At 68.2% G+C, this 20,688-nt stretch carries 17 protein-coding genes; 13 read left to right on the plus strand and 4 right to left on the minus strand.

Translation table 11 applies throughout. The annotated features are described in order from the left end of the window. Nucleotides 1-112 precede the first annotated feature (112 nt). The 4 genes from E1182_RS03725 to E1182_RS03740 all read left to right on the plus strand — a co-directional run bounded on the left by E1182_RS03725 (nt 113) and on the right by E1182_RS03740 (nt 6,790). A complete protein-coding gene (locus E1182_RS03725; RefSeq protein ID WP_132261205.1) occupies nt 113-2,566 on the plus strand; it encodes a glycoside hydrolase family 2 protein in 2,454 nt (817 codons plus the stop codon). A 366-nt stretch (nt 2,567-2,932) separates the two neighbouring features. Next, complete coding sequence (locus E1182_RS03730; protein WP_132261206.1) at nt 2,933-3,715, plus strand: hypothetical protein; 783 nt, start codon at nt 2,933-2,935, stop codon at nt 3,713-3,715. Between the two features lie 694 nt (nt 3,716-4,409). After that, nucleotides 4,410-5,315 carry a GDSL-type esterase/lipase family protein gene (locus E1182_RS03735; RefSeq protein ID WP_243706016.1) on the plus strand — a complete coding sequence of 302 codons (906 nt, stop codon included), beginning with the start codon at nt 4,410-4,412 and terminating at the stop codon, nt 5,313-5,315. Nucleotides 5,316-5,359: 44 nt separating this feature from the next. Continuing rightward, nucleotides 5,360-6,790: a glycosyl hydrolase gene (locus E1182_RS03740; RefSeq protein ID WP_207921256.1), complete on the plus strand. Its 1,431-nt coding sequence runs from the start codon at nt 5,360-5,362 to the stop codon at nt 6,788-6,790. A 265-nt stretch (nt 6,791-7,055) separates the two neighbouring features. On the opposite strand, the gene E1182_RS30850 is transcribed toward E1182_RS03740, so the two are convergent. From E1182_RS30850 to E1182_RS03750, 3 genes are all read right to left on the minus strand, one after another. Continuing rightward, entirely contained in the window at nt 7,056-7,280 is a 225-nt protein-coding gene (locus tag E1182_RS30850; RefSeq protein ID WP_165942497.1) for a hypothetical protein, read from the minus strand. 329 nt (nt 7,281-7,609) lie between these two features. Then, nucleotides 7,610-8,383 carry a hypothetical protein gene (locus tag E1182_RS03745; RefSeq protein ID WP_207921257.1) on the minus strand — a complete coding sequence of 258 codons (774 nt, stop codon included), beginning with the start codon at nt 8,381-8,383 and terminating at the stop codon, nt 7,610-7,612. Between the two features lie 496 nt (nt 8,384-8,879). After that, nucleotides 8,880-9,377 carry a S26 family signal peptidase gene (locus E1182_RS03750; RefSeq protein WP_132261208.1) on the minus strand — a complete coding sequence of 166 codons (498 nt, stop codon included), beginning with the start codon at nt 9,375-9,377 and terminating at the stop codon, nt 8,880-8,882. A gap of 118 nt (nt 9,378-9,495) precedes the next feature. On the opposite strand from E1182_RS03750, the gene E1182_RS03755 reads away from it, so the two are divergent. The 7 genes from E1182_RS03755 to E1182_RS03785 all read left to right on the plus strand — a co-directional run bounded on the left by E1182_RS03755 (nt 9,496) and on the right by E1182_RS03785 (nt 17,303). Continuing rightward, nucleotides 9,496-10,053, plus strand: coding sequence for a MauE/DoxX family redox-associated membrane protein (locus E1182_RS03755; RefSeq protein WP_132261209.1), 558 nt, complete (start codon nt 9,496-9,498; stop codon nt 10,051-10,053). Nucleotides 10,054-10,091: 38 nt separating this feature from the next. Further along, nucleotides 10,092-10,643 (plus strand): redoxin domain-containing protein, encoded by a 552-nt coding sequence (locus E1182_RS03760; protein ID WP_132261210.1) that lies wholly within the window; start codon nt 10,092-10,094, stop codon nt 10,641-10,643. Between the two features lie 109 nt (nt 10,644-10,752). Next, a complete protein-coding gene (locus E1182_RS03765; protein ID WP_165942499.1) occupies nt 10,753-12,546 on the plus strand; it encodes an ABC transporter ATP-binding protein in 1,794 nt (597 codons plus the stop codon). Between the two features lie 20 nt (nt 12,547-12,566). Then, nucleotides 12,567-13,313: a BTAD domain-containing putative transcriptional regulator gene (locus tag E1182_RS03770; protein ID WP_132261212.1), complete on the plus strand. Its 747-nt coding sequence runs from the start codon at nt 12,567-12,569 to the stop codon at nt 13,311-13,313. Between the two features lie 33 nt (nt 13,314-13,346). Then, nucleotides 13,347-13,616, plus strand: coding sequence for a hypothetical protein (locus tag E1182_RS03775; protein ID WP_132261213.1), 270 nt, complete (start codon nt 13,347-13,349; stop codon nt 13,614-13,616). A 106-nt stretch (nt 13,617-13,722) separates the two neighbouring features. Next, nucleotides 13,723-16,566 (plus strand): FtsX-like permease family protein, encoded by a 2,844-nt coding sequence (locus E1182_RS03780; RefSeq protein WP_243706023.1) that lies wholly within the window; start codon nt 13,723-13,725, stop codon nt 16,564-16,566. 20 nt (nt 16,567-16,586) lie between these two features. Further along, complete coding sequence (locus E1182_RS03785; protein WP_132261215.1) at nt 16,587-17,303, plus strand: ABC transporter ATP-binding protein; 717 nt, start codon at nt 16,587-16,589, stop codon at nt 17,301-17,303. Between the two features lie 81 nt (nt 17,304-17,384). Here the strand turns inward: E1182_RS03785 and E1182_RS31940 are convergent, their stop codons facing one another. Next, the gene (locus tag E1182_RS31940; RefSeq protein WP_243706018.1) at nt 17,385-17,603 is read right to left on the minus strand and encodes a hypothetical protein; all 219 of its coding nucleotides are present in this window, start codon (nt 17,601-17,603) and stop codon (nt 17,385-17,387) included. Between the two features lie 18 nt (nt 17,604-17,621). On the opposite strand from E1182_RS31940, the gene E1182_RS03790 reads away from it, so the two are divergent. After that, nucleotides 17,622-19,151, plus strand: coding sequence for an alpha-galactosidase (locus E1182_RS03790; protein ID WP_243706019.1), 1,530 nt, complete (start codon nt 17,622-17,624; stop codon nt 19,149-19,151). A 74-nt stretch (nt 19,152-19,225) separates the two neighbouring features. Beyond that, on the plus strand, nt 19,226-20,599 hold the full coding sequence (locus tag E1182_RS03795) for a glycosyl hydrolase (protein ID WP_207921258.1): 1,374 nt from the start codon (nt 19,226-19,228) through the stop codon (nt 20,597-20,599). Nucleotides 20,600-20,688: the final 89 nt, after the last annotated feature.

The raw sequence follows: 20,688 nt of genomic DNA on the forward strand, positions 1-20,688 counted from the left end.
CGCCAAGCAGCGGCGGGACGCGAGCCTCGCCACGTCCGATCATCCTGCTGCGGTTGACTTACTTAAGTTGCCTACGTAAGGATGCGGTCGCCGACCGACGACGAGAGGGCGGATGATGCGCGAGACCTTGCACGACGGCTGGTTCCTGCGAGCCGTGGGAGGGCCGGTGCCGGACGTCCTCGGGGGACGGCAGGTCCCCGCTCAGGTGCCCGGCAGCACCCATCTCGACCTGATGGCCGCGGGCCTCATCCCGGATCCCTTCCTGAATCGGAACGAGGCGGAGCTGACCTGGATGCACCGCGTCGACTGGCAGTACACGACCGGGTTCCAGACGCAGGCAGCTCGGCCCGGCGAGCGGGTTGAGCTGGTCTTCGACGGCATCGACACGGTCGCCACCATCGAGCTGAACGGCCACCTGCTCGGCCACACCGCCAACATGCACCGCGGCTACCGATTCGACGTCTCCGAGTCGCTGCGCGACGGCGGCAACGACCTGACCGTGACGCTGAGATCCGCGCTCACCCAGGCCGAGCAGATGGAGGCCCGGCTCGGCTGGCGTCAGCGGGCCTACCCGCACCCGTACAACGCGATCCGCAAGATGGCCTGCTCCTTCGGCTGGGACTGGGGACCGGACCTGCAGACCGCCGGCCTCTGGAAACCGGTACGGCTGGAACGCTGGGACACCGCTCGCCTGGCCCGGGTGCGCCCGCTCGTCGCCGTCGACGCCGACGGCACCGGCCGCGTCGACGTACACCTGGAACTGGACCGCGCCGCGGACCGCGACTACACCGCGGTGGTGGCGGTCGGCGACCGCGAGGAACGGGTCACCGTCTCCGGCGACACCGCACACGTCACCGTCCTCGTGCCGGACGCCCGGCTGTGGTGGCCGGTCGGCTACGGCGACCATCCACTCTACGAGCTGACCATCACGCTTCTGGCCGACGGCGAGCCGGTGGACACCGACCGGCGCCGGATCGGGTTCCGCACGGTCACCGTGGACACCGAGCCGGACGAGATCGGCACGCCGTTCACCTTCGTCGTCAACGGCACCCGCGTCTTCGCCAAAGGCGCCAACTGGATCCCGGACGACCACTTTCTCACCCGGATCACCCCCGAGCGGCTCGCCCGCCGGATCGACCAGGCCGTCGACGCGAACATGAACATGCTGCGGATCTGGGGTGGCGGCATCTACGAGACCGACGACTTCTACGACGCCTGCGACGAACGCGGCATGATGGTGTGGCAGGACTTCCCCTTCGCGTGCGCCTTCTACGCCGAGGAGGAGCCGCTGCGCGGCGAGGTGGAGGCCGAGGCCCGGGAGAACATCACCCGGCTGGTCGCCCATCCGTCGCTCGTGTTGTGGAACGGCAACAACGAGAACCTCCCCGCGTACACCGACTGGGGCTGGCAGGACGGCCTGCAGGGACGCAGCTGGGGGATCGGCTACTACGCCGATCTGCTGCCCAGGCTCGTCGCCGAGCTGGACCCCACCCGTCCGTACGCGCCGGGCAGCCCGTACAGCCCCGACGACCTGCCACCCAACGGCGCCGACCACGGCACCCGTCACGAATGGGACGTCTGGAATGCTGTGGACTACACCCACTACCGCGACCACGTGCCGCGGTTCTGCGCCGAGTTCGGTTTCCAGGGACCGCCCACCTGGGCCACCCTCACCCGGTGGATTCACGACCAGCCGTTGACCCCCACCTCGCCGGCGTTTCTGCTCCACCAGAAGGCCGATGACGGCAACGGCAAGCTGCACCGCGGCCTCGCACCCCACCTGCCGGTCCCGGCCGATTTCGCGCAGTGGCACTGGGCGACCCAGCTCAACCAGGCCCGTGCGGTGGCGTTCGGCATCGAACACTTCCGCTCCTGGTGGCCGCGCACCGCGGGAGCCCTGGTGTGGCAGCTCAACGACTGCTGGCCGGTCACCTCATGGTCCGCTGTGGACAGCGATGAACGACCCAAACCCCTCTACTACGCGATCAAGCACGCGTTCGCGCCCCGGCTGCTGACCATCCAGCCCCGTGCGGGCAGGCCCACGTTGGTCGTGGTCAACGACCACGACCAGCACTGGACGGGTAGCGTCCTCGCGACCAGACAGACCTTCGACGGCGACGTGCTCGCCACCGCTGAGCTGCCGCTCAGCGTTCCGCCCCGATCGACCACGCGGCTGGACCTCGCCGACGACCTGCTCAAACCGACCGACCCGAGGGCCGAAGTGCTGATCGCCGCTGCCGACGGTGTCCGGGTCCACCACCTGTTCGCCGAGGACCGTGACCTCGACTACGACCCGGTGCCGTTCACCGCGAGCGTCACACCCGCGGCCGGTGGCTACCGGGTCGACGTGCGAGCCAACTCGTACGTCCGAGACCTCGCCCTGCTGGCCGACAAGGTCGCACCCGACGCGATCGTCGACGACATGCTCGTCTCGCTCGCGGCGGGCGAGATGCACAGTTTCCTCGTACGCACGACGGTGAACCTCCAGCTACCGTCCGCTCTGGTGAAACCAGACGTGTTGTGCTGTGCCAACGCGGCAGCCCGGGCCGTCGGGAGCCTCCGATGAAGGCCGTCCCACGAGATCGATCAACCATGTCGCAGTGGTCCTCACGGTCCTCGTGGTGGCCGCGCACGTCAACACCTACACCTACGTGACGAACCCGCGAGCCGAAACGGTCCCGCCCGATGATCGGCGGTCACCGTAGAGCGCCGTGGAGCGAGGCCGGACGATCAGCTGCTTCGACCGCCGTCAAGGGTCTGGTCAGGGCTCGTGGTTCCACGGTCGGCCCGTGAGATGATGGCGCCCATGGGGAAACAGCAGGACGTCGGCGGACCCAACCGTCACAGTGGGTCAGATGCCGCCGCGGACGGTGCGACGGGTGGCAGCGTCGATGCGCGGCTCGCCGTCGCGCGGGACCCCAGGACGCCGCAGATGACCCTCATCGACCTGGCGTCCGATCCGTCGGCCGTGGTCCGTAAGGCGGTCGCGACCCGCACCGACGCGCCCGCCCAGGCACTGCGGCCGCTGACCCGCGACCACGATCGTCAGGTCCGGGAGGCCGTGGCGAGAAACCCCTCGACCTCGGTCGCCAATCTCCGGCTACTCGTCAAGGATGCCGACCGGTGGGTGCGCTGGGCGGTCGCCGGCAACCCGGCCTGCGACGAGTCGATTCGCCGGGTGATGGCGGAGGCTCCCGACAAGGAGCTTCGCGGTCTCCTCGCGGAGACGCCCGACCTGGAGCCCGAGCTGGCCGCGCGACTGGTCAATGACGTCTCACCCGAGGTACGGGAACGACTCGGCAGCCACACCCGCGACCCCGGCGTGATCACCGCCCTGATGGCCGATCGCACCGTACGCGTACGCAAGGGACTCGCCCGCAATCCGCGGACCACCACCGCCCAGCGCAGCGCACTTGCCCAGGATCCCGTGGCGGACGTCCGCGCCGCCCTGGTGCTCGCGGTCGAGCTGGACGAGGTGGATCTGCGGCGCCTGGTTGACGACCGCTCGGTGCAGGTGCGGATGGCGATGGCGACGTCGGAGGTGGTCCCGCCGCACATCCGGCACCTGCTCGGCCGCGATCCCGACGAGATGGTTGCCAGCGCGGCGCGGGACTTCCGCCCCGGGTCGGGCAGTGCCCCGGTGGTACGGGCTCCGCGCATCGGTCACCGGGCCTCCGGGACCGGTCGAGGCCGACCGGGCGGCGCCCGGCGCTGAGGTCGGCGGAGCCGCTGTCATCCGCCGCACCCGATTTCGCCCAAATCAAACTTTCGGCCCAAATCAAACACAGGTCACCTCCACCACGTCACGGGACGTGACCGACGCGGTCATGGTCAGCAGGGGCGGCTTGGCCAAGTCGTCACCAGCCACAGCCGGGTCGCTGACCTCCGAAGCGACGAGTTACTGCTGGGACATGCCCTGGTCGGGCAGCTCACCGGCAGTAGCATCCGCAGCGGTCGGGTGGCCTCGCCGGCCTCGCCCAGGCCGCCGTGTTTCGAACGGGCTGACACGGGCGAGACAGTTGTCACGGACCAGCAGGCTCAGGGAGATGCTGCGGCACACCGGGCGTAGCAGGCGGTCCGGTACTGCGGGTCCGTCGAGGTCGACCGAAGACCACGAAGAACACGAACACCTGGACTCGGCGCGTTCCGCCAGCACCGCAACGGCGACACGGCCATAGTTAATTTCAGCTTGCACCTAACGTAGAGGCCGCCTAACATATCGAAGTACGTCGAGATGTTACCGGGCTCTCCTCGTCGGGCCGAAGGTTGTCGGATCGACAGAGCCAACGCTCGCCGTCAGCTTTTCCATGGTGGCCACCGGTCGACACCTCGCAGGACGCCGCTGTTGGCATGGCGTTGCCATGTGCGGCTGAGCCGGAGAAACACGCCTTCATCCCCGTTGTATCTGCGTGACGGTCGCGTCGAGTCCGGCGCCAAGTCCCGCGCCTCGCCAAGGAGAAGATGAGTTGACCAAACGAGCCTTGGGCGCGCTTGTCATGGCGGTGGTGGCCGTCGTGGCCATGATGATCGTCCAGCCATCGGCAAACGCTGCTGCGGCAACCCGGATCATGCTGCTCGGTGATTCGATCACCGGTTCGAACGGCTGTTGGCGCGCCTTGCTCTGGCAGCACCTGCAAGCAACCAGGTACACCAATATCGACTTCGTCGGCACCCTGAGGAACCCTTACTGCCCCGGCTCGTTTGACATCGACAACGAGGGACACGGTGGGTACTCGGCTACCGGGATCGCCGACAACAACCAGCTTCCCGGCTGGCTGTCCGCGTCCAGACCGGACATCGTGCTGATGATGCTCGGCACCAACGACGTGTGGGGCAACAAGGGCACGTCGAACATCCTCAGGGCCTACACCAAACTGCTCGGGCAGATGCGGGCCAACAACCCCAACGTCAAGGTGCTGGTCGCTCAGATTCTGCCGATGACGCCCAGCGGGTGCGGCAACTGCAACGCCAACGTCCAAAACCTGAACGCGGCCATCCCCGGCTGGGCCTCGTCGAACAGCACCAGTCGATCCCCGGTCCGAGTGGTCGACCAGTACACCGGATTCAACACCGCTCGGGACACCGTCGACGGTGTGCACCCCAACGACAGCACCGGCATCCGCAAGATCGAAGCAAGGTGGTACCCGGCCTTGACCTCGTTGCTCAGCGCCACGCCGACGCCGACCGCGCCGGCCACCGCGCCGAACGGATACCCGTACTGCGCCAGCAGCAGCAGTGACCCCGACGGGGACGGTTGGGGCTGGGAGAACAACAGGTCCTGCGTGGTGCGCGGCGGCCCGGCGGACCGTCGATGACCCACCTGGCACCACGCGCGATCCATCCCCCGACAGGAGGACCTGTGCCTTCGTTCCCCACTCATCCCCGTCGCCGGTGGCGTCGTTGGGCGATCCTCGCAGCTCCGGTTGCCGCCCTGCTCACCGGCAATGTCTATGTGGCCATGCCGGCCTCGGCCGCGGTCGGTAACCCGTTGGTCAGTAGTAGTTCCAACCGGTGTCTGGACGTCATCGGTGGCCGGAACACCCAGGGCGCCGCGGTCGGCATCTACGACTGCCAAGGCGGCCAGAACCAGGGCTGGGTCTTCACCGGTGCCGGCGAGCTGCGCACGTTCAACGAGACCGCTTGCCTGGACGCGCCCACCAACGCCGCTGCCGGCGCTGCGCTGGTCATCTGGCCGTGTAACGGTGGGCAGAACCAGAAGTTCCGGCACCACGCCGACGGCAGCATCGTCGGTGGGCAGAGCGGCCTCTGCCTCGACGTGAACCAGGGTGCCACTGCCAACGGCACCCGGGTCATTCTCTGGCCCTGCAACGGTCAGGCCAACCAGCGCTGGTCCAGCACCGGCGGCCCGCCGCCCACCACCCCGCCGCCGAGCAACGGCACGTGCAACGTGGCGCCGGTGGACCCGCAGGCCACCCGGCAGGCTCGCAACCTGCTCTGCTACCTGTACAGCCAGTACGGCAACCACATCCTGTCCGGCCAGCGGGAGACCAACGGTCGTGAGGACGAGTTCAACCACATCCGCACCACCACGGGTAAGGACCCGGCCATCCGGGGCTTGGACATGTGCGACCGGCCCGGCGCGACCAGCCGAGCCGCCGCCTGGTGGAACGCGGGCGGCATCCCGCTGATCGGCTGGCACACCGGCGCCCCCGGCACCGGCGGCTACTGCGACTACGCCGGCCGTACCTCAATCAACGCGGTTCTGACCCCCGGAACCAGTCAGAATCGTGCCTACCTGGCCGAACTCGACGCCGCCGCCGGGCAGCTCCTGCAGCTGCAGTCGCAGGGCGTCGCCGTTCTGTGGGCGCCCTATCACGAGGCCGGCGGCACCTGGTTCTGGTGGAGCACCGAAGGCGGCAGTCAGTACCAGCGCCTGTGGCGCTACCAGTTCGACTATTTCACCAAGACCAAGGGCATCCACAACCTGGTCTGGCTGCACCCGTACAACGGAAGCCCACAGTCGTCCTTCTATCCGGGCAAGCAGTACGTCGATGTCGGCGGCGCGGACACCTACGTCACCGACCACGGCCCGCTGACCTCGCTGTACAACGCCACCCGCGCCATCGTTGGCGGCACGATCCCGATCGCCCTGCATGAGAACGGCGCCATCCCGGATCCGGACCAACTGCAGTCCAGCGGTGCTCGCTGGGTCACGTTCAACACGTGGAACGGTGACTGGCTCTACGGCCGCAACGACCCGAGTTTCCTTCGGAAGGTCTACACCCACAACTACGTCGTCACCCGCGACGAAGTGCCCAACCTCAAGTAGCCGACACGGGGTGTGAGCGGCGCACCCGAAGCGCCGCCCGCTCACCTTCGGGTCGGACAGTGCCGGACCGCGACGATGACCGCGGTCCGGCGCTTCTCCGTAGGGTCGACCCAAGGGCCGTCGACAGCAGGACTGGTCGCTGGTTCGGCAGGCCAACCGAGGAGTTGGCCGGAGTCGTCCGGACCAGGCGGCTGCCCGGCGAACATCCGCGTACGGCCCGCGGAGTCATCGGGCGGCGTCGCGGTTCTGCATGCCCGTGCCGTGATCAGGAGCGCGGGCGGAAGTCCCGCACGTGTCGACCGCGGTGAGCGAGCCGGGACACCGGTACGCGAGCGTTGACCTGCTTCGGCCAGGCATTGATGGTGCTGGTCTTCTGCACACCACCCCGCGACGGGTGGCCGACGACGGCTGGTCCCACGTCATCCTGGACGGGAAGCTTCGACTGTGACCTGCTGACCGAGACCACGCTCAGCGTCAAAGGCGAGGTCATCGACGCCGGGTATTCCGGAAAGCACCGCGACTTCGGCGCGAACATTCATGCGCGCCTGGTGCAGAGCACCGCTTTCTCATCCGGACGCTCGAACTGGTGTACTCACCAGCCGACCGCCAAAGCTGCAAGCAGGGCAACCCGGGCGCCGACCCCGGCCCGCCCCCAAACTCGCGGGGAAACACCAGGAGGCGAATCACGGCGAGGCGAACCTCTCCCGCTGCGATTCGCCTCCACTGGTGGGCAGCGCGGCATCGAGGTGCACGGCGTCGGACCGCGTACCGGACAGTGCGTGCCTGGTGTGCGTGCGCGATGGAACGTGACGAACGACGTCAGCAGCCGAGTCGCTTGGTGGACAGAGCGATGTCGTCGATCCAGAGGTCGAACTCGCCGGGCGTGGTGCCGCCCTGGTAGAGCTGCCAGCCGATCTTCACTGTGTTGACCGCGGGCAGAATGAAGGGAACATCGTTGCCGCCGTGTTCGGTCGTGGAGGCGGTCAGTTCCGGGTTCGCCACGCCGTCGATCCACACTGCCACGCGGTTGTCCGCCGGGTCGAGTTTCCACTCGAAGCACTGCCAGGTGTCCTCGGTGACCGGGGCGGACTCACGCCAGTTGGTCCAGTCGCCGGTCGGTCCACCGTCGGCACCCACACCCCAGAAGGTTCCCGGGACCGTGGGCGCGTACTGGCCGCCGACCGGACGGACAACCTCCGAACTGCCGGTGCCGGTCGCCTCCACCAGCGTGAAGTGCGCCCAGTCGGGGGCGGTTGGGAAGGCGTCGACGCGCAGACGCATCCGACCGTAGAAAAGGTTGCCCGGCGCGGCGAAGTCGTCAACGCGCAAGAAGGCGCGGCCATTGTCGACGGTGTGGATGTGCAGCACCTGGTTGCCGTGACGGCCACGCTCGACGGTGAGGGTGCCGTTGCGCGTGTCGACACCCCAGTTCAGCGTACTGGGACCGCCACGAGGCAGCCGCTCGAAGTCTTCGCAGAAGAGCATGCCACGGGTGCACGAGCGCTGCGAGGCACCCGACGCACCGGCCGGGACGCTGCCGGCTGTGGTGCCGAGGATCAGGGCGGCGGTGAACACCGCGAGGAAACTGCGCATGGTCATCCTCCATGACGTTTGGTCCCTGCCACGCGGGCAGGGGCCAGAAGGAATTCTCCGGGCCATCAGGATCGGTGCTCACCTCGTCGCCGGTGTGCGTGTGTCGACATGGCGCATCGGGCGCCTCCGGCGTGTCAGAGGTCGAACGTCTCGGTTGTCGCGGGAATATGTTGTGGGGGACACGTACGGCGGGACACCTGCCCGTCGTCGTGGAGATGGCCCGGCCATGCGGCGCGCGTCTGCCGGAGCGGCGCGTTGCCGACACGGCGATGCTTTCGTGCTCACCGTTCCCAGCGCGGTTGCCCGTGCTGCGGCGATGTGAGCCATTCCAGCACACCCTTACCCGTTCCAGCAACATCGACGATCATCTGCGTGGTTTAGGTCGTCCATGGTCGTCCAAGATGGCCGGGTAGACGACCTTCGTCGTGCTGCACCGCCGCTGGGCGGTCGAGCGTACGTCTCTCCTTGACCGACCGCCACCGATGCTCCGAAGCCCTTATCTACCAGGGTCTGCGGCATTGGACCTCAACCGCCTGACGACCACGCCCTCGATGTCATCGAGCGGTACGAAGCCCCATAGGCGGGAGTCGACGCTAGCCGGATGCTCGCCGAGTAGCACGGCCATGCCGGCGGGCACCTGCCGCGAGTGACCGCCAACGGCTGGAGCGACCGATTCCGGGACAGCGTCGCCGGGTAGGGCTGCCAGTCGCTTGACGAGCCACGTGGATGCCAGAGACCCATCTGCGGCGGTCCGGCGCCCACCCTCCTGGTGGTGCGCGACCACGATGTTGCCCACCCGTAGCCGATGCGTTCGCCGAATCAGGAGACGGTCTCCGTGGATGAGGCTGGGAGCCATGCTGTCACCCAGCACATCGATGACCATGAGGCGGCGACGCGTCGCTACGACACCACCCAGAATCGATGCCGTAAGCGCGAGTCCGATCATGGTGGCGAGCAGGAGTGGTGACTTGTCGATCATGCGCCCCCCGGTCATGCATGTCTATGTGCCCGTAAATCAAACCGTTGACGCAGTTGGATGGCAAGGGTACGGTCCAGGAACCTAGCTAGTTGCGTGCGCATCGATTGGCTCGTGACACGCGGGATACGGGGACATGGGGGACGTCGTGGGCGTTGCTGTTGTCGCGGCAATATTGGCGGTATCTGGCGTTCTTGCGATATCCATAGTCAGCAAGGTGCGCACCCGCGCCAGTTTCCACGCGTTCGCCGACGCCGTTACCGGCCTACAGGTGACCGCTCCACGATGGTCCCGCCCCGTGGCAGCCGCATCGATCACGGTCGAGACAGTGGTGCTGGCTCTGGTTGTCTGGCCAGGTGGCGCGCCGGCGGGTCTCGGGGCGGCGGTCCTGCTCTTTGGCGCGTTCGCCGTGGTGCTCGCACGGGCCGTTCGGCGGGGTTCCACGACCGGGTGCCACTGCTTCGGGCCGACGAGCGCACCCGTTGCCTGGCGGCACGTCGTGCGCAGCGGGTTCCTCGCAGTCGCCTCGTTCGGCGCGTTTCTCGGCACGTTCGCCTTGCCCACGGTGGCGCTGGCCAGCCTCGACCCGTCGCAAATTCTGTTGTCCATTTTCGCCGCGGGCATGGTGGTCACGGCGTTGGTCTGGCTGGACGATCTGACCTGGCTCCTGCGTGGAGCGGCCCACCCGCGCTGACTTCCCAGACAACCGAATACGCATCCTGGTGCACCGCGTTGGCGCACTCAACCCAAGGAGACAATGTGCTATTTCTCTCCGTCGCTGTCGCCATTCTGGCGGTACTCGTCTTCGTCGATCTAGCGTTGAGTGCCGCGATCATCAGGCGGTTGCGTGAAACGGAGACGAAGCTCATCGAGATGACGACGCCACCCGCGTCGGGGCTGCCGCTCGGCAGCGCGATGCCGGAGTTCGTGTCGCCCGACGGTCAGGTCTCCAGCGCCGACATCGCCGGCGGCCCGGTTCTGATCGGTTTCTTCTCGGCGGGTTGCCGACACTGCCCGGCCCAGGCTGAGGCGTTGGCTGAGCGCGCGGAGGAGATCGGGGGCGGGGGTGTGCGGGTGGTCAGCTTCCTCACCGTGGGCGAGAACATGAGCGATGAACTGGCCCCGACGTTGCGGAAGGCCGGTCTGCTCGTCACGGCAGGCGACTCGAGCGCGGTGATGACGACCTTCCAGGTGCAGGGCACCCCGGCGTTTCTGATGTTCGGCGACGAGGGGCGGTTGCTGGCCCGCGGCCACGAGCTGACGGAGGTACTCAGCAGCCAATGAGCCCTTTTCAACCTGAACCCCCGCTGTGCTTGTGCTCCGCATCTGAGCTGCGGCCACGACGGCGCGCAAGAGAGGTTGAAAAGCTCCGATGAGGCGGTCGGCATCGTTAATGCGGCGCGCGTTCGGCATCTACTTCGGCGCCGCGCCCTGGGCTGCGGCCGTGAGCATCGTGCTCATGGTGGTGGGTGGCCTGGCCGCGGTAGGCACCGCATGGTTCACCCGGGCGATCATCGACGGCCTCACCGCCAACGACGGATCGACGATCTGGGCTGGTGTCGCCGGCTTCGGCGTCCTGGCCGTCGTGTCCCCCGTCGTCCTGCACGTTTCTCAGTACGCCCAGCGGGATGCGGAACGCCGCGTGACGATCCGCACGCAACAGGAGTTGTTCGCGGCGGTGTCGGCGCATCCCGGTCTGGCCGAGTTGGAAGACAGCTCTTTCCATGATCGGCTCCGGCTCGCGCACGAGGCGAGCCGCTACGCGCCGACCCAGCTCAACACCATGGTCCTGGCGATCGGGCAGGAGACGATCACCGTGGTGGCGTTCGGCGTCACGCTGGTGCGATGGTCTCCCCTGGCAGGGGCACTGGTCCTGCTGGCCGCTGTGCCCACGCTCATCGCCCAGATCCGTCTGGCCCGGATGCGTGGGGCGATGCTGGAACGCACCGTGCCGATGTTTCGCAGGCAGACCTTCTACGCCTCGCTCCTGCTCGACATGCGCGCCGCGAAGGAGATCAGGCTGTTCGGTCTCGGCGCGTTCTTCCAGGGTCGTCTCCTGCGCGAGCTGCGCGCTGCCCAGGCGCAGGAGCGGCACCAGGACCGTCTGGCGCTGTGGGTCGACAGCGCTCTGGCGACGTTGACCGGCGTCGTGTCGCTGGTCGCGTTGGCTGTCTTCGTCGCCCGGGTGGCGGACGGCCGAGGCACCGTCGGCGACCTGGTACTCGTGCTCGCGGCACTGGCCGCGTTGCAGATGTCCGCGTCGGGACTGGTCCGCCAGATAGCGATGCTCGGCGAGACGTTCATCATGTTCGGTCACTACGTCGACATCACCGCGGTGACCCGCGAGGGGCCGCGGTCCAAGCCGCTGCCGGCCGTGCCGCCGCTGGAGCGCGGCTTGGAGTTCGACGACGTGTGGTTTCGGTACGCTCCCGACCACGAGTGGGTGTTGCGCGGTCTGACGTTGCGGATCCCGCGCGGCTCGTCACTGGCGCTGGTCGGTGACAACGGTGCTGGTAAATCCACGGTGGTCAAGCTGCTCTGTGGGTTTCACGCTCCGACCCGAGGCGTCATCCGTTGGGATGGCGTCGACATCACCACTGTCGACCCGGCGTCCCTGCGTGCGCGGATCGGGGCGACGTTCCAGGACTTCATGACGTACGAGTTCTCCGCCCATGACAATATCGCCGTCGGTGACATCACCGCGCTCGACGACCGCGCGCGGGTACGTGCGGCAGCCGCCACGGCCGGCATGGACTCCGTACTCGGAAACCTTCCCAACGGGTACGACACCATGCTGACGCGCGCGTTCAGCGACGGGGACTCGGCCGGGGTCGGTGTCGTGCTGTCGGGTGGACAGTGGCAGCGGCTGGCGCTCGCCCGAGCCGCGCTGAGGGAAGGCGCTGATGTGCTGATCCTCGACGAGCCGTCGTCGGGGCTCGACGTGGCGACCGAGCACGAGATCAACCGACGGCTGATGGCGTTGCGCCGCACACACACCAGTCTGCTGATCTCTCACCGCCTCAACACCGTCCGGGAGGCCGCCAGCATCGCTGTGCTGTCCGGTGGCCGCATTCTCGAACAGGGCAGTCACGACGAGCTGATGGTGTCGGGAGGGCGCTACGCCGAGTTGTTCCGTCTCCAGGCGTCCGGCTACGACGACGCACTCCCGACGCGGGCGGTGACGTGAACGCTCATACGTTGCTCCGGATGTCACTGCTGGGTCCGCTCGAGGCGACTGTCGGCGGCCAGCCGATGGCCATCGGCGGCTCGGGAAAGCGGGCGCTGCTGGCGACGCTCGCCCTCAACCTGGGTACGGTGGTCGGCGTCAGCCGTCTCGTCCAGGTGATCTGGGACGATCGCCCACCGGTGACAGCCACGACGAAGCTGCAGGGCCACGTCTCCGCACTGCGGCAGAGCCTGGTGCGGCTCGGTGGCCCGGAGGCCGTGAACGTGTTGCAGACCCGTCCACCGGGCTACGTGTTGTGCGCTCACCGTACGTCGACCGACCTGGCGCGTTTCGACGAGTTGACGCGGCGCGGCGCCGACGTCCGCCTTCCGGAAGGAGCCGAGCAGCGCGTCGCGTCGCTGTCCGCGGCGCTGCGGCTGTGGCGGGGCAGTGCCTGCCTCGACGTCGGGTCCGCCGGGGTGGCGGCCGTGGCGGCATCGCTGGACGAGCGGAGGTGGCGGGCGATGGAGGATCTCGCTGAGGCACAGCTCGTGCTGGGCGACCACAACAGCGTCATCGACGCGATGGAGCCCCTCGTACGCCAGTGGCCCTACCGGGAGCGGGCCTGGGAACATCTCATAGAAGCGCACATGAGGCGTGGCGACATCGCGTCCGCGCTGGCCGCTCATGACCAGCTGTGCCACGTCCTGGCTGCCGACCTCGGGGTCGCACCTGGTCAGCGAATCGGCCGGCTCGTCAGCATCATTCGGGCGGGCATCGAGCGTTAGCGCATCGTTAGTCGATCGTAAGCGGTCGATGACATGGTGGCCCTGCCGGTAACCGTCGGACCGACGAAGGAGAAGGACCGGATGGTGATCATCAATAGGCTGGGCGACAAGCTGCTGGCCGCACTGCTGCCCAAGGCCAAGGCATCCGCGTGCAACATCTGTCAACGCATCCGCGTTGGGTGCGGAGGTCCCTACTGCTACTACTACTACAATAGGGTGGCTGGATCGCAGGTTCGCTGTTACGCCAACACCGCGGACTACTGCGATGCGCCCTACGTCAGCAGCTCCCCGGGCTGCTGCTGATCGTCGATCCGCTGCCGCCGGCCGGACATCGCTGTCCGGCCGGCGGCACCATCGTGGGAGGCACCTATGACCCCGGGCGCGGCCGGATGGTGAAGTAGTGCTGGAGATGGCCGTGTCGCAGTGGCGGGTACGGCTGCGTCGGTCATTGGCCTTGTTGTCGATGATCGCTGTCGCGGTGGCGGGATTTACTCTGCTCACCGGGGCCGCGGTGACCTCCCGTCTGGACACTGTGGGCACCGTGGCGGCCAACTACCGTCCCGTGTACGACCTCCTGGTGCGGCCCAGGGACGCGGTGCTGCCGCTGGAGCAGCAGCGCAATCTGGTCCAGTCGGGTCAGTTGGCGGGGATGCGCGGCGGGATCACCGTCGACCAGTGGCGGCAGATCCAGGCGGTGCGGGGCGTGTCCGTCGCGGCTCCGGTTGCCATGATCGGGTACGTGATGCGGACCGTGCCCGTGACGGTCGACCTGTCGGATCAGCTGGACCCGACCGCGGAGCGGCAGGTACTGCGGGTGCAGCCGACATGGGTGACGGACGCGGGGTTGAGCCAGATCCCGGACGGGCCGGCATACCTGTACGTGACGCGCAACCGGCTGGATGTGGTGCCGAACAGCGAACTGGAAAGCGGCGGTGGGCTGCCGCCGCCAGAGGAGGTCGATGCCGACGGTCAGCGGGTGAAGATATGCCCGGCGGCGTCGTCTGTCGGCGAGGGGGACTGGCTCCAACCGACGGATCTACGAGCCCGTTCGTCGTTGACGTGCGTCGGCCGCGCGGGATCGAAGGATCGGGAGGGGGGGGCGATGCGCCCGGTCGTCACGCTGGTGTGGACGGTCCCGTTCCTGATGGCCGCGGTCGACCCGGACTCCGAGGCGGCGTTGGCGGGCCTGGACCGAGCGGTCACCACCGGCCGGTACTTCACCTCCGCCGAGAAGCCGACGTCGCATCGCCTGGACGGAATGCGGTATCCCTACTCCAAGCTGCCGATTCTGATCGCGGACCGGCCCCAGATCGAAGGGGCGCTCAGGCTCGACGTGCAGCGGCTGAACCCGGGCGCGACGCAACTGGTTCGCTCCGGCTCGGACGACCAGCGTCTACGCGCGGCCCTGGGAAACGAGTCCGGCACGCCGGTCGCACAAAGAACCATGTCGATCGACGAACCCTACCGGACCATGGTCGACCGGATGCTGCGCCCCGGACAGTTGGCCATCGAATACGACGTGGCGACGGCCAACACCATGTGGCTGCACTCGTTCTGGACCGTCGGACCGGCGAATACGGTGCAGGCCGAGGACGGCCTCAGTGCCCAACCGGCGCCGTACGACTTGAAGATCTGGGGCAAGGGCGCCGACGACGGCGGGTCCTCGCGTCACGTTCCGATGGAGTTCGCCGACACCGGCGTGCGTGGTGGCGTCGCCATCCATCGCAACACGGCCCGGGGGTACGACCCCCAGGCCGGGGGCGTCAACATGCCTGATACCGCGATGGGCGCGGTGGGCACCTTCGACCCGGCCAAGATCTCGCTGGGCAGCGCGTTGTCGGCGGTGCCCATGGACACGTACTTCAACCCGGGCGTCGATGGCGCGGACGAGGCGTCACGGCAGGCGTTGGGCGGCGAGCGACTGGTCCCGAACGCGAACGTCACCGGCCTGCTGAGCCAACCACCGCTGATGCTCACCACCATGGCGGCCCTGCCGGCCATCTTCGACCCCGGTGCCTACAGCACCGAACCCGCCTACCCCGAATACCAGCTCAACACCGCCGCGCCGATCAGCGTGGTACGGGTCCGGCTGGCCGGAGAGGTAGGCATCGACCCGGTTTCCCGCGAGCGGGTACGGGTTATCGCGGAGGAGATCGCGCGACGCACCGGACTGCAGGTCGACATCACGCTGGGATCCTCGCCCACCGCGATGACGGTGCACTACCCAGCGGGCAACTACGGGCGGCCGGACCTCGCCGTGGCCGAACCATGGGTGCAAAAGGGCGTCGCGGCCGTGCTGGTCCACGCGGCCGACCGCAAGAGCGTGCTGCTGTCCGTGCTGGTACTCGCGGTGTGCGCGCTGGCGGTACTCAACGCCAACACCGCCGCCATCCGCGCCAGACGCACCGAGTACGGCATCCTCGCCTGCCTCGGATGGAACCGGCGACACCTCCTCCAACTGATGTTCACCGAGATCGCCGGCATCGGCCTCGTCGCCGGCCTCGTGGGCACCGCGCTCGCGCTCGGGTTCGCCTTCGCCTTCGGGCTGGACATCCCGTGGAGTCACACACTGCTCGCCATTCCCGCGGCGGTGGCACTGGCCCTGCTCGCCGGTGGCTGGCCGGCCTGGCGGGCCGCCCGGCCCGATCCCGGTGAGGTCATCCGTCCCGCCGTGCTGGGTGTCGCCGTACGCCGGCAGGCCCCGCGCCGGCTGTCGACCCTCGCCCTGGCGAATCTTGCCCGCACACCCGGTCGTACCGCGCTCGGCGCGATGAGTCTGATGATCGGGGTCGCCGCGCTGACCATGTTGCTGGCGATCACGTTCGCTTTCCGCGGCACGGTCACCGGTACCCTGCTCGGCGATGCCGTCACCCTCCAGGCCCGCACCGTCGACTACGTCGCCGTCGCGGTCACCATCGTGCTGGGCATCGTCTCCGTCGCTGATGTGCTCTATCTCAACATCTCCGAGCGCGCCGCCGAGTTCGCCCTGTTCGGCGCCGTCGGCTGGACCGGTGCCATGCTGAACCGGCTGGTCGTCATCGAGGCCATCGGCATGGGGGTGATCGGCGGCACGCTTGGCGCCGCTGCCGGCCTCGGCGCGGCAGCGGCCTTCGCCGGGGGCATCACCGCTCCGATCGTCTGGTGTTCCGTGGCCGCTCTGGCGTCCGGCGTTGCCGTCACCGCCCTGTCGGTGGTGGTGCCGATCGCGATGCTCCGCCGACTGCCCACTGCCCAACTGCTCGCCGAGGGATGAGCGGCAAAGGAGTAGATCCGATGCAACGGACGTCAGCTGAGGCGCTGACCGAGGTCAGCGTGCCGCTGGTGTGTCTCACGGATGTGCGGAAGACTTTCCCGCTGCCCGGCGGCGCACCGCTGGTGGCGGTCAACGATGTCAGTCTCTCGATCGCCGCCGGCACCGCGGTCGCGTTGACCGGGCCGAGCGGCTCCGGCAAGTCCACGCTGCTGCACCTGATCGGTGCCGTCGAACGGAGCGACGGGGGCACCATCGACGTCGACGGGCAACGGGTGACTGGCTTGTCCGGCGCAGCGTTGGCCGCGTACCGGCGGCGGATCGGCTTCGTGTTCCAACGGTTCCACCTGCTGCCCACGCTCACCGCCCTGGACAACGTCATGGCACCACTGATTCCGTTCCGCACCGCTTTCGACAAGGCCGCCCGGGCACGGGAGCTGCTGGCGATGGTCGGGCTCGCCGATCGGTCCGCCGCCCTGCCGTCGCGGCTCTCCGGTGGGCAACAACAGCGGGTGGCCATCGCCCGCGCGCTCATCAACCGACCTGCCGTGTTGCTGGCCGACGAACCCACCGGCAATCTCGACAGTCAGACCGGCACCGCCATCGTCGACCTGCTGCTGCGTCTGCGCGACGAGCACGCCACCACCCTCATCATGGCCACCCATGACACCGGCATCGCCGCACGCTGCGACCGCGTCGTTCAGATGCGGGACGGATGCCTCACCAGCCTGGACCGATGAGCTCCCCAAGAAGCAACTGGGCCGGCCGAGGAACCGACCGGCTCATCGGCCGCAATGAGCCCTTCCCAACGACGGTCATGCCTAATCCGCGGCTTCGGTGACCCGGATCAGCACGACACGATCCGGGTAGAGCACCGGGAGGCGCAACCCGGCGGTGTCCAGGACGCGCCCCGAGAGCTGCACTCCGGTCGCAGACCACCAGGGGAGGGCAGCGCCCCAGTCGGCGGCATTGCCGTCGGTGACGTCGCCCGGCGGCTGCGGGCGTACCCGGTAGGCAGCCGCCAGGGCATCACCGGGCACCAGCCCAACCCGTGGATCATGATCGATGCGGGCGCCGCGACCGAAACCGAGGGCGTGGTCTTCGGCATGGCACTCGCCTGGAGCGGCAGCTGGCGGCTGACCGCCACCCGCCGGCCCGAGGGCGGCGTGGCCGTGGCCGCCGGATTCGGACACGAAGGCTTACGCTGGCCGTTGCCTCCCGGCGCGGAACTGGTCAGCCCCCGGATGCTCGGGCTGTACTGCGAGGGCGGCTTCGGTACGGCCAGCCGTGCCTGGCACGACTACACACGGGCGTACGTGCTGCCCGCCTCGGATGAGGTCCGGCCCGTGCTCTACAACTCGTGGGAGGCTACCGGCTTCACCGCCACCGCGCAGGGCCAGCTTGCCCTCGCCCGTACCGCCGCCGCCCTCGGCGCGGAGCTCTTCGTCGTCGACGACGGCTGGTTCGCGCGGCGCGACGACGAAACGTCCTCGCTCGGTGACTGGTGGCCCCACCCGGAGCGCTTCCCGGACGGGCTCGGCGTCCTGTTCGACGAGATCCGCGCCCTCGGCATGCAGGTCGGCCTCTGGGTCGAGCCGGAGTCGGTCAGCCCGGACAGCGAGCTGTATCGGGCCCACCCCGACTGGGTGCTGCGGATGGATCACCGGCGGCACGACACCAAGCGCGACCAGTTGGTATTGAACTTCGCCCGGCCCGAGGTCAGGGACTGGGCGCTGGACTGGTTGAGCCGGCTGGTCGCCGAGCTCGGCATCGACTACCTCAAGTGGGACGTCAACCGACCGTTCACCCAGCCGGGCTGGCCGGAACAGCCGGCCGATCAGGATCTGCTGTGGATCGACCACACCCGGAACGTCTACCGGGTGATGGAGGCCCTGCGCGCCCGGCGCCCGGCCCTGCGCATCGAGACGTGTTCCGGCGGTGGCGGTCGCGTCGACCTCGGCGTGCTGCACCATGTGGACCAGGCCTGGCCGTCGGACAACACCGACGCCAAGGACCGCCAGATCGCACAGCACGGCTTCTCCCAGCTGTACCCGGCGGCGGTCATGGGCGCCTGGGTCACTGATTCACCCAACCCGAACACGCGGCGGGACATGCCGTTGCGTTACCGGTTCCACGTCGGCATGGCCGGTGTTCTCGGCATCGGCGCCGACCTCGGCCGCTGGACACCAGAGGAGCTGACCGAGGCGCGGTCGTTGATCGACGCGTACAAGCAGATCCGGCGTACCGTGCAGCACGGCCGCCAGTACCGGCTCGGCGGGATCCCCGGCGCTGAACGGTCAGCGGTGCAGTACGTCCTCGGCGACGAGGTGGCGGTCCTGGTCTACAACCCGCTCGGCAACGCCAAAAGCGGCCCGCGCCGGCTCAAGCTGGCCGGGCTGGATCCGGACGCGACCTACGAGGTGGTTGCGGGTGGCTCCGCAACGCCGGCTCACGGCCGACTCTCCCACCGCTCACGGTGGTACGGCAGCGTTCTCATGTCCGCCGGCATCCGGCCCGCGGCCTGGGAACCGATCGGCGCCGACTATCGCAGCGACCTCGTGGTGCTCCGCCGCATCCCCACCACCTGACAGGAGGATTCTCTGTGTCTCCGTTCCCCCTCGCCGGAGCAACCCGCAGGCGAACACGCCTTCTCGCGGTCACCGTGAGCGCGGCGGTGCTGGCCACCGCGGCGGTCGGCTACGCCGCCACTGCCCAGGCTGCCGCCGGATGCCGGGTCACCTACAAGGTCACCAGCCAATGGCCCAACGGCTTCGGCGCCACCATCGACATCACCAACCTCGGCGAGCCCCTCAGCACGTGGTCACTGGCCTACACGTTCCCCGCCGGCCAGACCATCACCCAGCTCTGGAACGGCAGCCACACCCAGACCGGGAGTCAGGTCACGGTGAGGAACCTCAGCTACAACGGCCAACTGGCAACGAACGCCACCACCTCGATCGGCTTCAACGGCACCTGGACCGGAACAAACACCGACCCGACCTCCTTCAGCCTCAACGGCACCGCCTGCACCGGCGGCGTCGTCGACCCGACCTCGTCACCGTCGGTCAGCCCATCGGTGTCGACCCCGCCCTCCACCCCGCCGGTCTCTCCGTCGCCGGACAACGGTACGTGCAACGTGGCGCCGGTGGACCCGCAGGCGACGACGGCGGCCCGCAAGCTGCTGTGTTACCTGTACAGCCAGTACGGCAATCACATCCTGTCCGGGCAGCAGGAGTCGACCTGGATCGACGGGCCGGATCACGAGATCAACTACATCTACCGCCATACCGGGAAGTACCCGGCGATTCGTGGCCTGGACATGGGTGACTCGCCGACCTTCGGTAGCCGTGCGGCGGCGTGGTGGCGTTCGGGTGGTATCCCGATGGTCGGGTATCACATGGGATCGCCGGCGCAGGATTCCGATGGCTACGCCGGTTCGCAGATGAACGCGGACATCAATGCCGCCCTGACGCCGGGGACGGCGGACAACCGACGCTTGTTGCAGCGCCTCGACGCGGTTTCGGCGCAGTTGAAGATCGTCGGTGACGCCGGCGGTGCGGTGCTGTGGCGTCCGTATCACGAGGCGGGTGGTACCTGGTTCTGGTGGAGCAAGGAGGGCGGTGCGGCGTACAACCGGTTGTGGCAGTACACGTTCAACTACATGACCCGGACGAAGGGTCTGCACCACCTGGTGTGGATGCATCCGTACAACGGTGAGCCGCAGTCGTCGTTCTACCCGGGCAAGCAGTACGTCGATGTCGGTGGCGCGGATACCTATGCCCGGGACCGAGGGCCGTTGACCTCGTTGTACAACGCCACCCGCAATATCGTGGGCGGCACGATCCCGATCGCTCTGCACGAGAACGGTCGGATCCCGGACCCGAACCAGCTGCAGTCCAGTGGGGCGAAGTGGGTGTTGTTCAACACCTGGCACAGCACCTTCATCGAGCCCTCGACGAACCCGGTCTCGGTGTTCCAGCAGGTCTACCACCACAGCTACGTCATCACCCGCGACGAACTACCCAACCTGAGATGACGACCCGTCGGGGGCGGCCACCACACCGCCCCCGACGTTGCCCACCGAACCGGAGCAGTTCGATGACGGCTCACCGCCCGATGCGAGCG

It is taken from the genome of Micromonospora sp. KC721 (genome assembly GCF_004348355.1).
Lineage (GTDB): Bacteria > Actinomycetota > Actinomycetes > Mycobacteriales > Micromonosporaceae > Micromonospora.

Coding starts and splice junctions, on each gene's coding strand:
- E1182_RS03780 (WP_243706023.1), top strand. CDS start 13,723: ATGGCCGTGTCGCAGTGGCGGGTACGGCTGCGTCGGTCATTGGCCTTG.
- E1182_RS03745 (WP_207921257.1), bottom strand. CDS start 8,383: ATGCGCAGTTTCCTCGCGGTGTTCACCGCCGCCCTGATCCTCGGCACC.
- E1182_RS03725 (WP_132261205.1), top strand. CDS start 113: ATGATGCGCGAGACCTTGCACGACGGCTGGTTCCTGCGAGCCGTGGGA.
- E1182_RS30850 (WP_165942497.1), bottom strand. CDS start 7,280: ATGACCTCGCCTTTGACGCTGAGCGTGGTCTCGGTCAGCAGGTCACAG.
- E1182_RS03750 (WP_132261208.1), bottom strand. CDS start 9,377: ATGACCGGGGGGCGCATGATCGACAAGTCACCACTCCTGCTCGCCACC.
- E1182_RS03730 (WP_132261206.1), top strand. CDS start 2,933: ATGACCCTCATCGACCTGGCGTCCGATCCGTCGGCCGTGGTCCGTAAG.
- E1182_RS03765 (WP_165942499.1), top strand. CDS start 10,753: ATGCGGCGCGCGTTCGGCATCTACTTCGGCGCCGCGCCCTGGGCTGCG.
- E1182_RS03775 (WP_132261213.1), top strand. CDS start 13,347: ATGGTGGCCCTGCCGGTAACCGTCGGACCGACGAAGGAGAAGGACCGG.
- E1182_RS03755 (WP_132261209.1), top strand. CDS start 9,496: ATGGGGGACGTCGTGGGCGTTGCTGTTGTCGCGGCAATATTGGCGGTA.
- E1182_RS03790 (WP_243706019.1), top strand. CDS start 17,622: ATGATCGATGCGGGCGCCGCGACCGAAACCGAGGGCGTGGTCTTCGGC.
- E1182_RS03785 (WP_132261215.1), top strand. CDS start 16,587: ATGCAACGGACGTCAGCTGAGGCGCTGACCGAGGTCAGCGTGCCGCTG.
- E1182_RS03770 (WP_132261212.1), top strand. CDS start 12,567: ATGTCACTGCTGGGTCCGCTCGAGGCGACTGTCGGCGGCCAGCCGATG.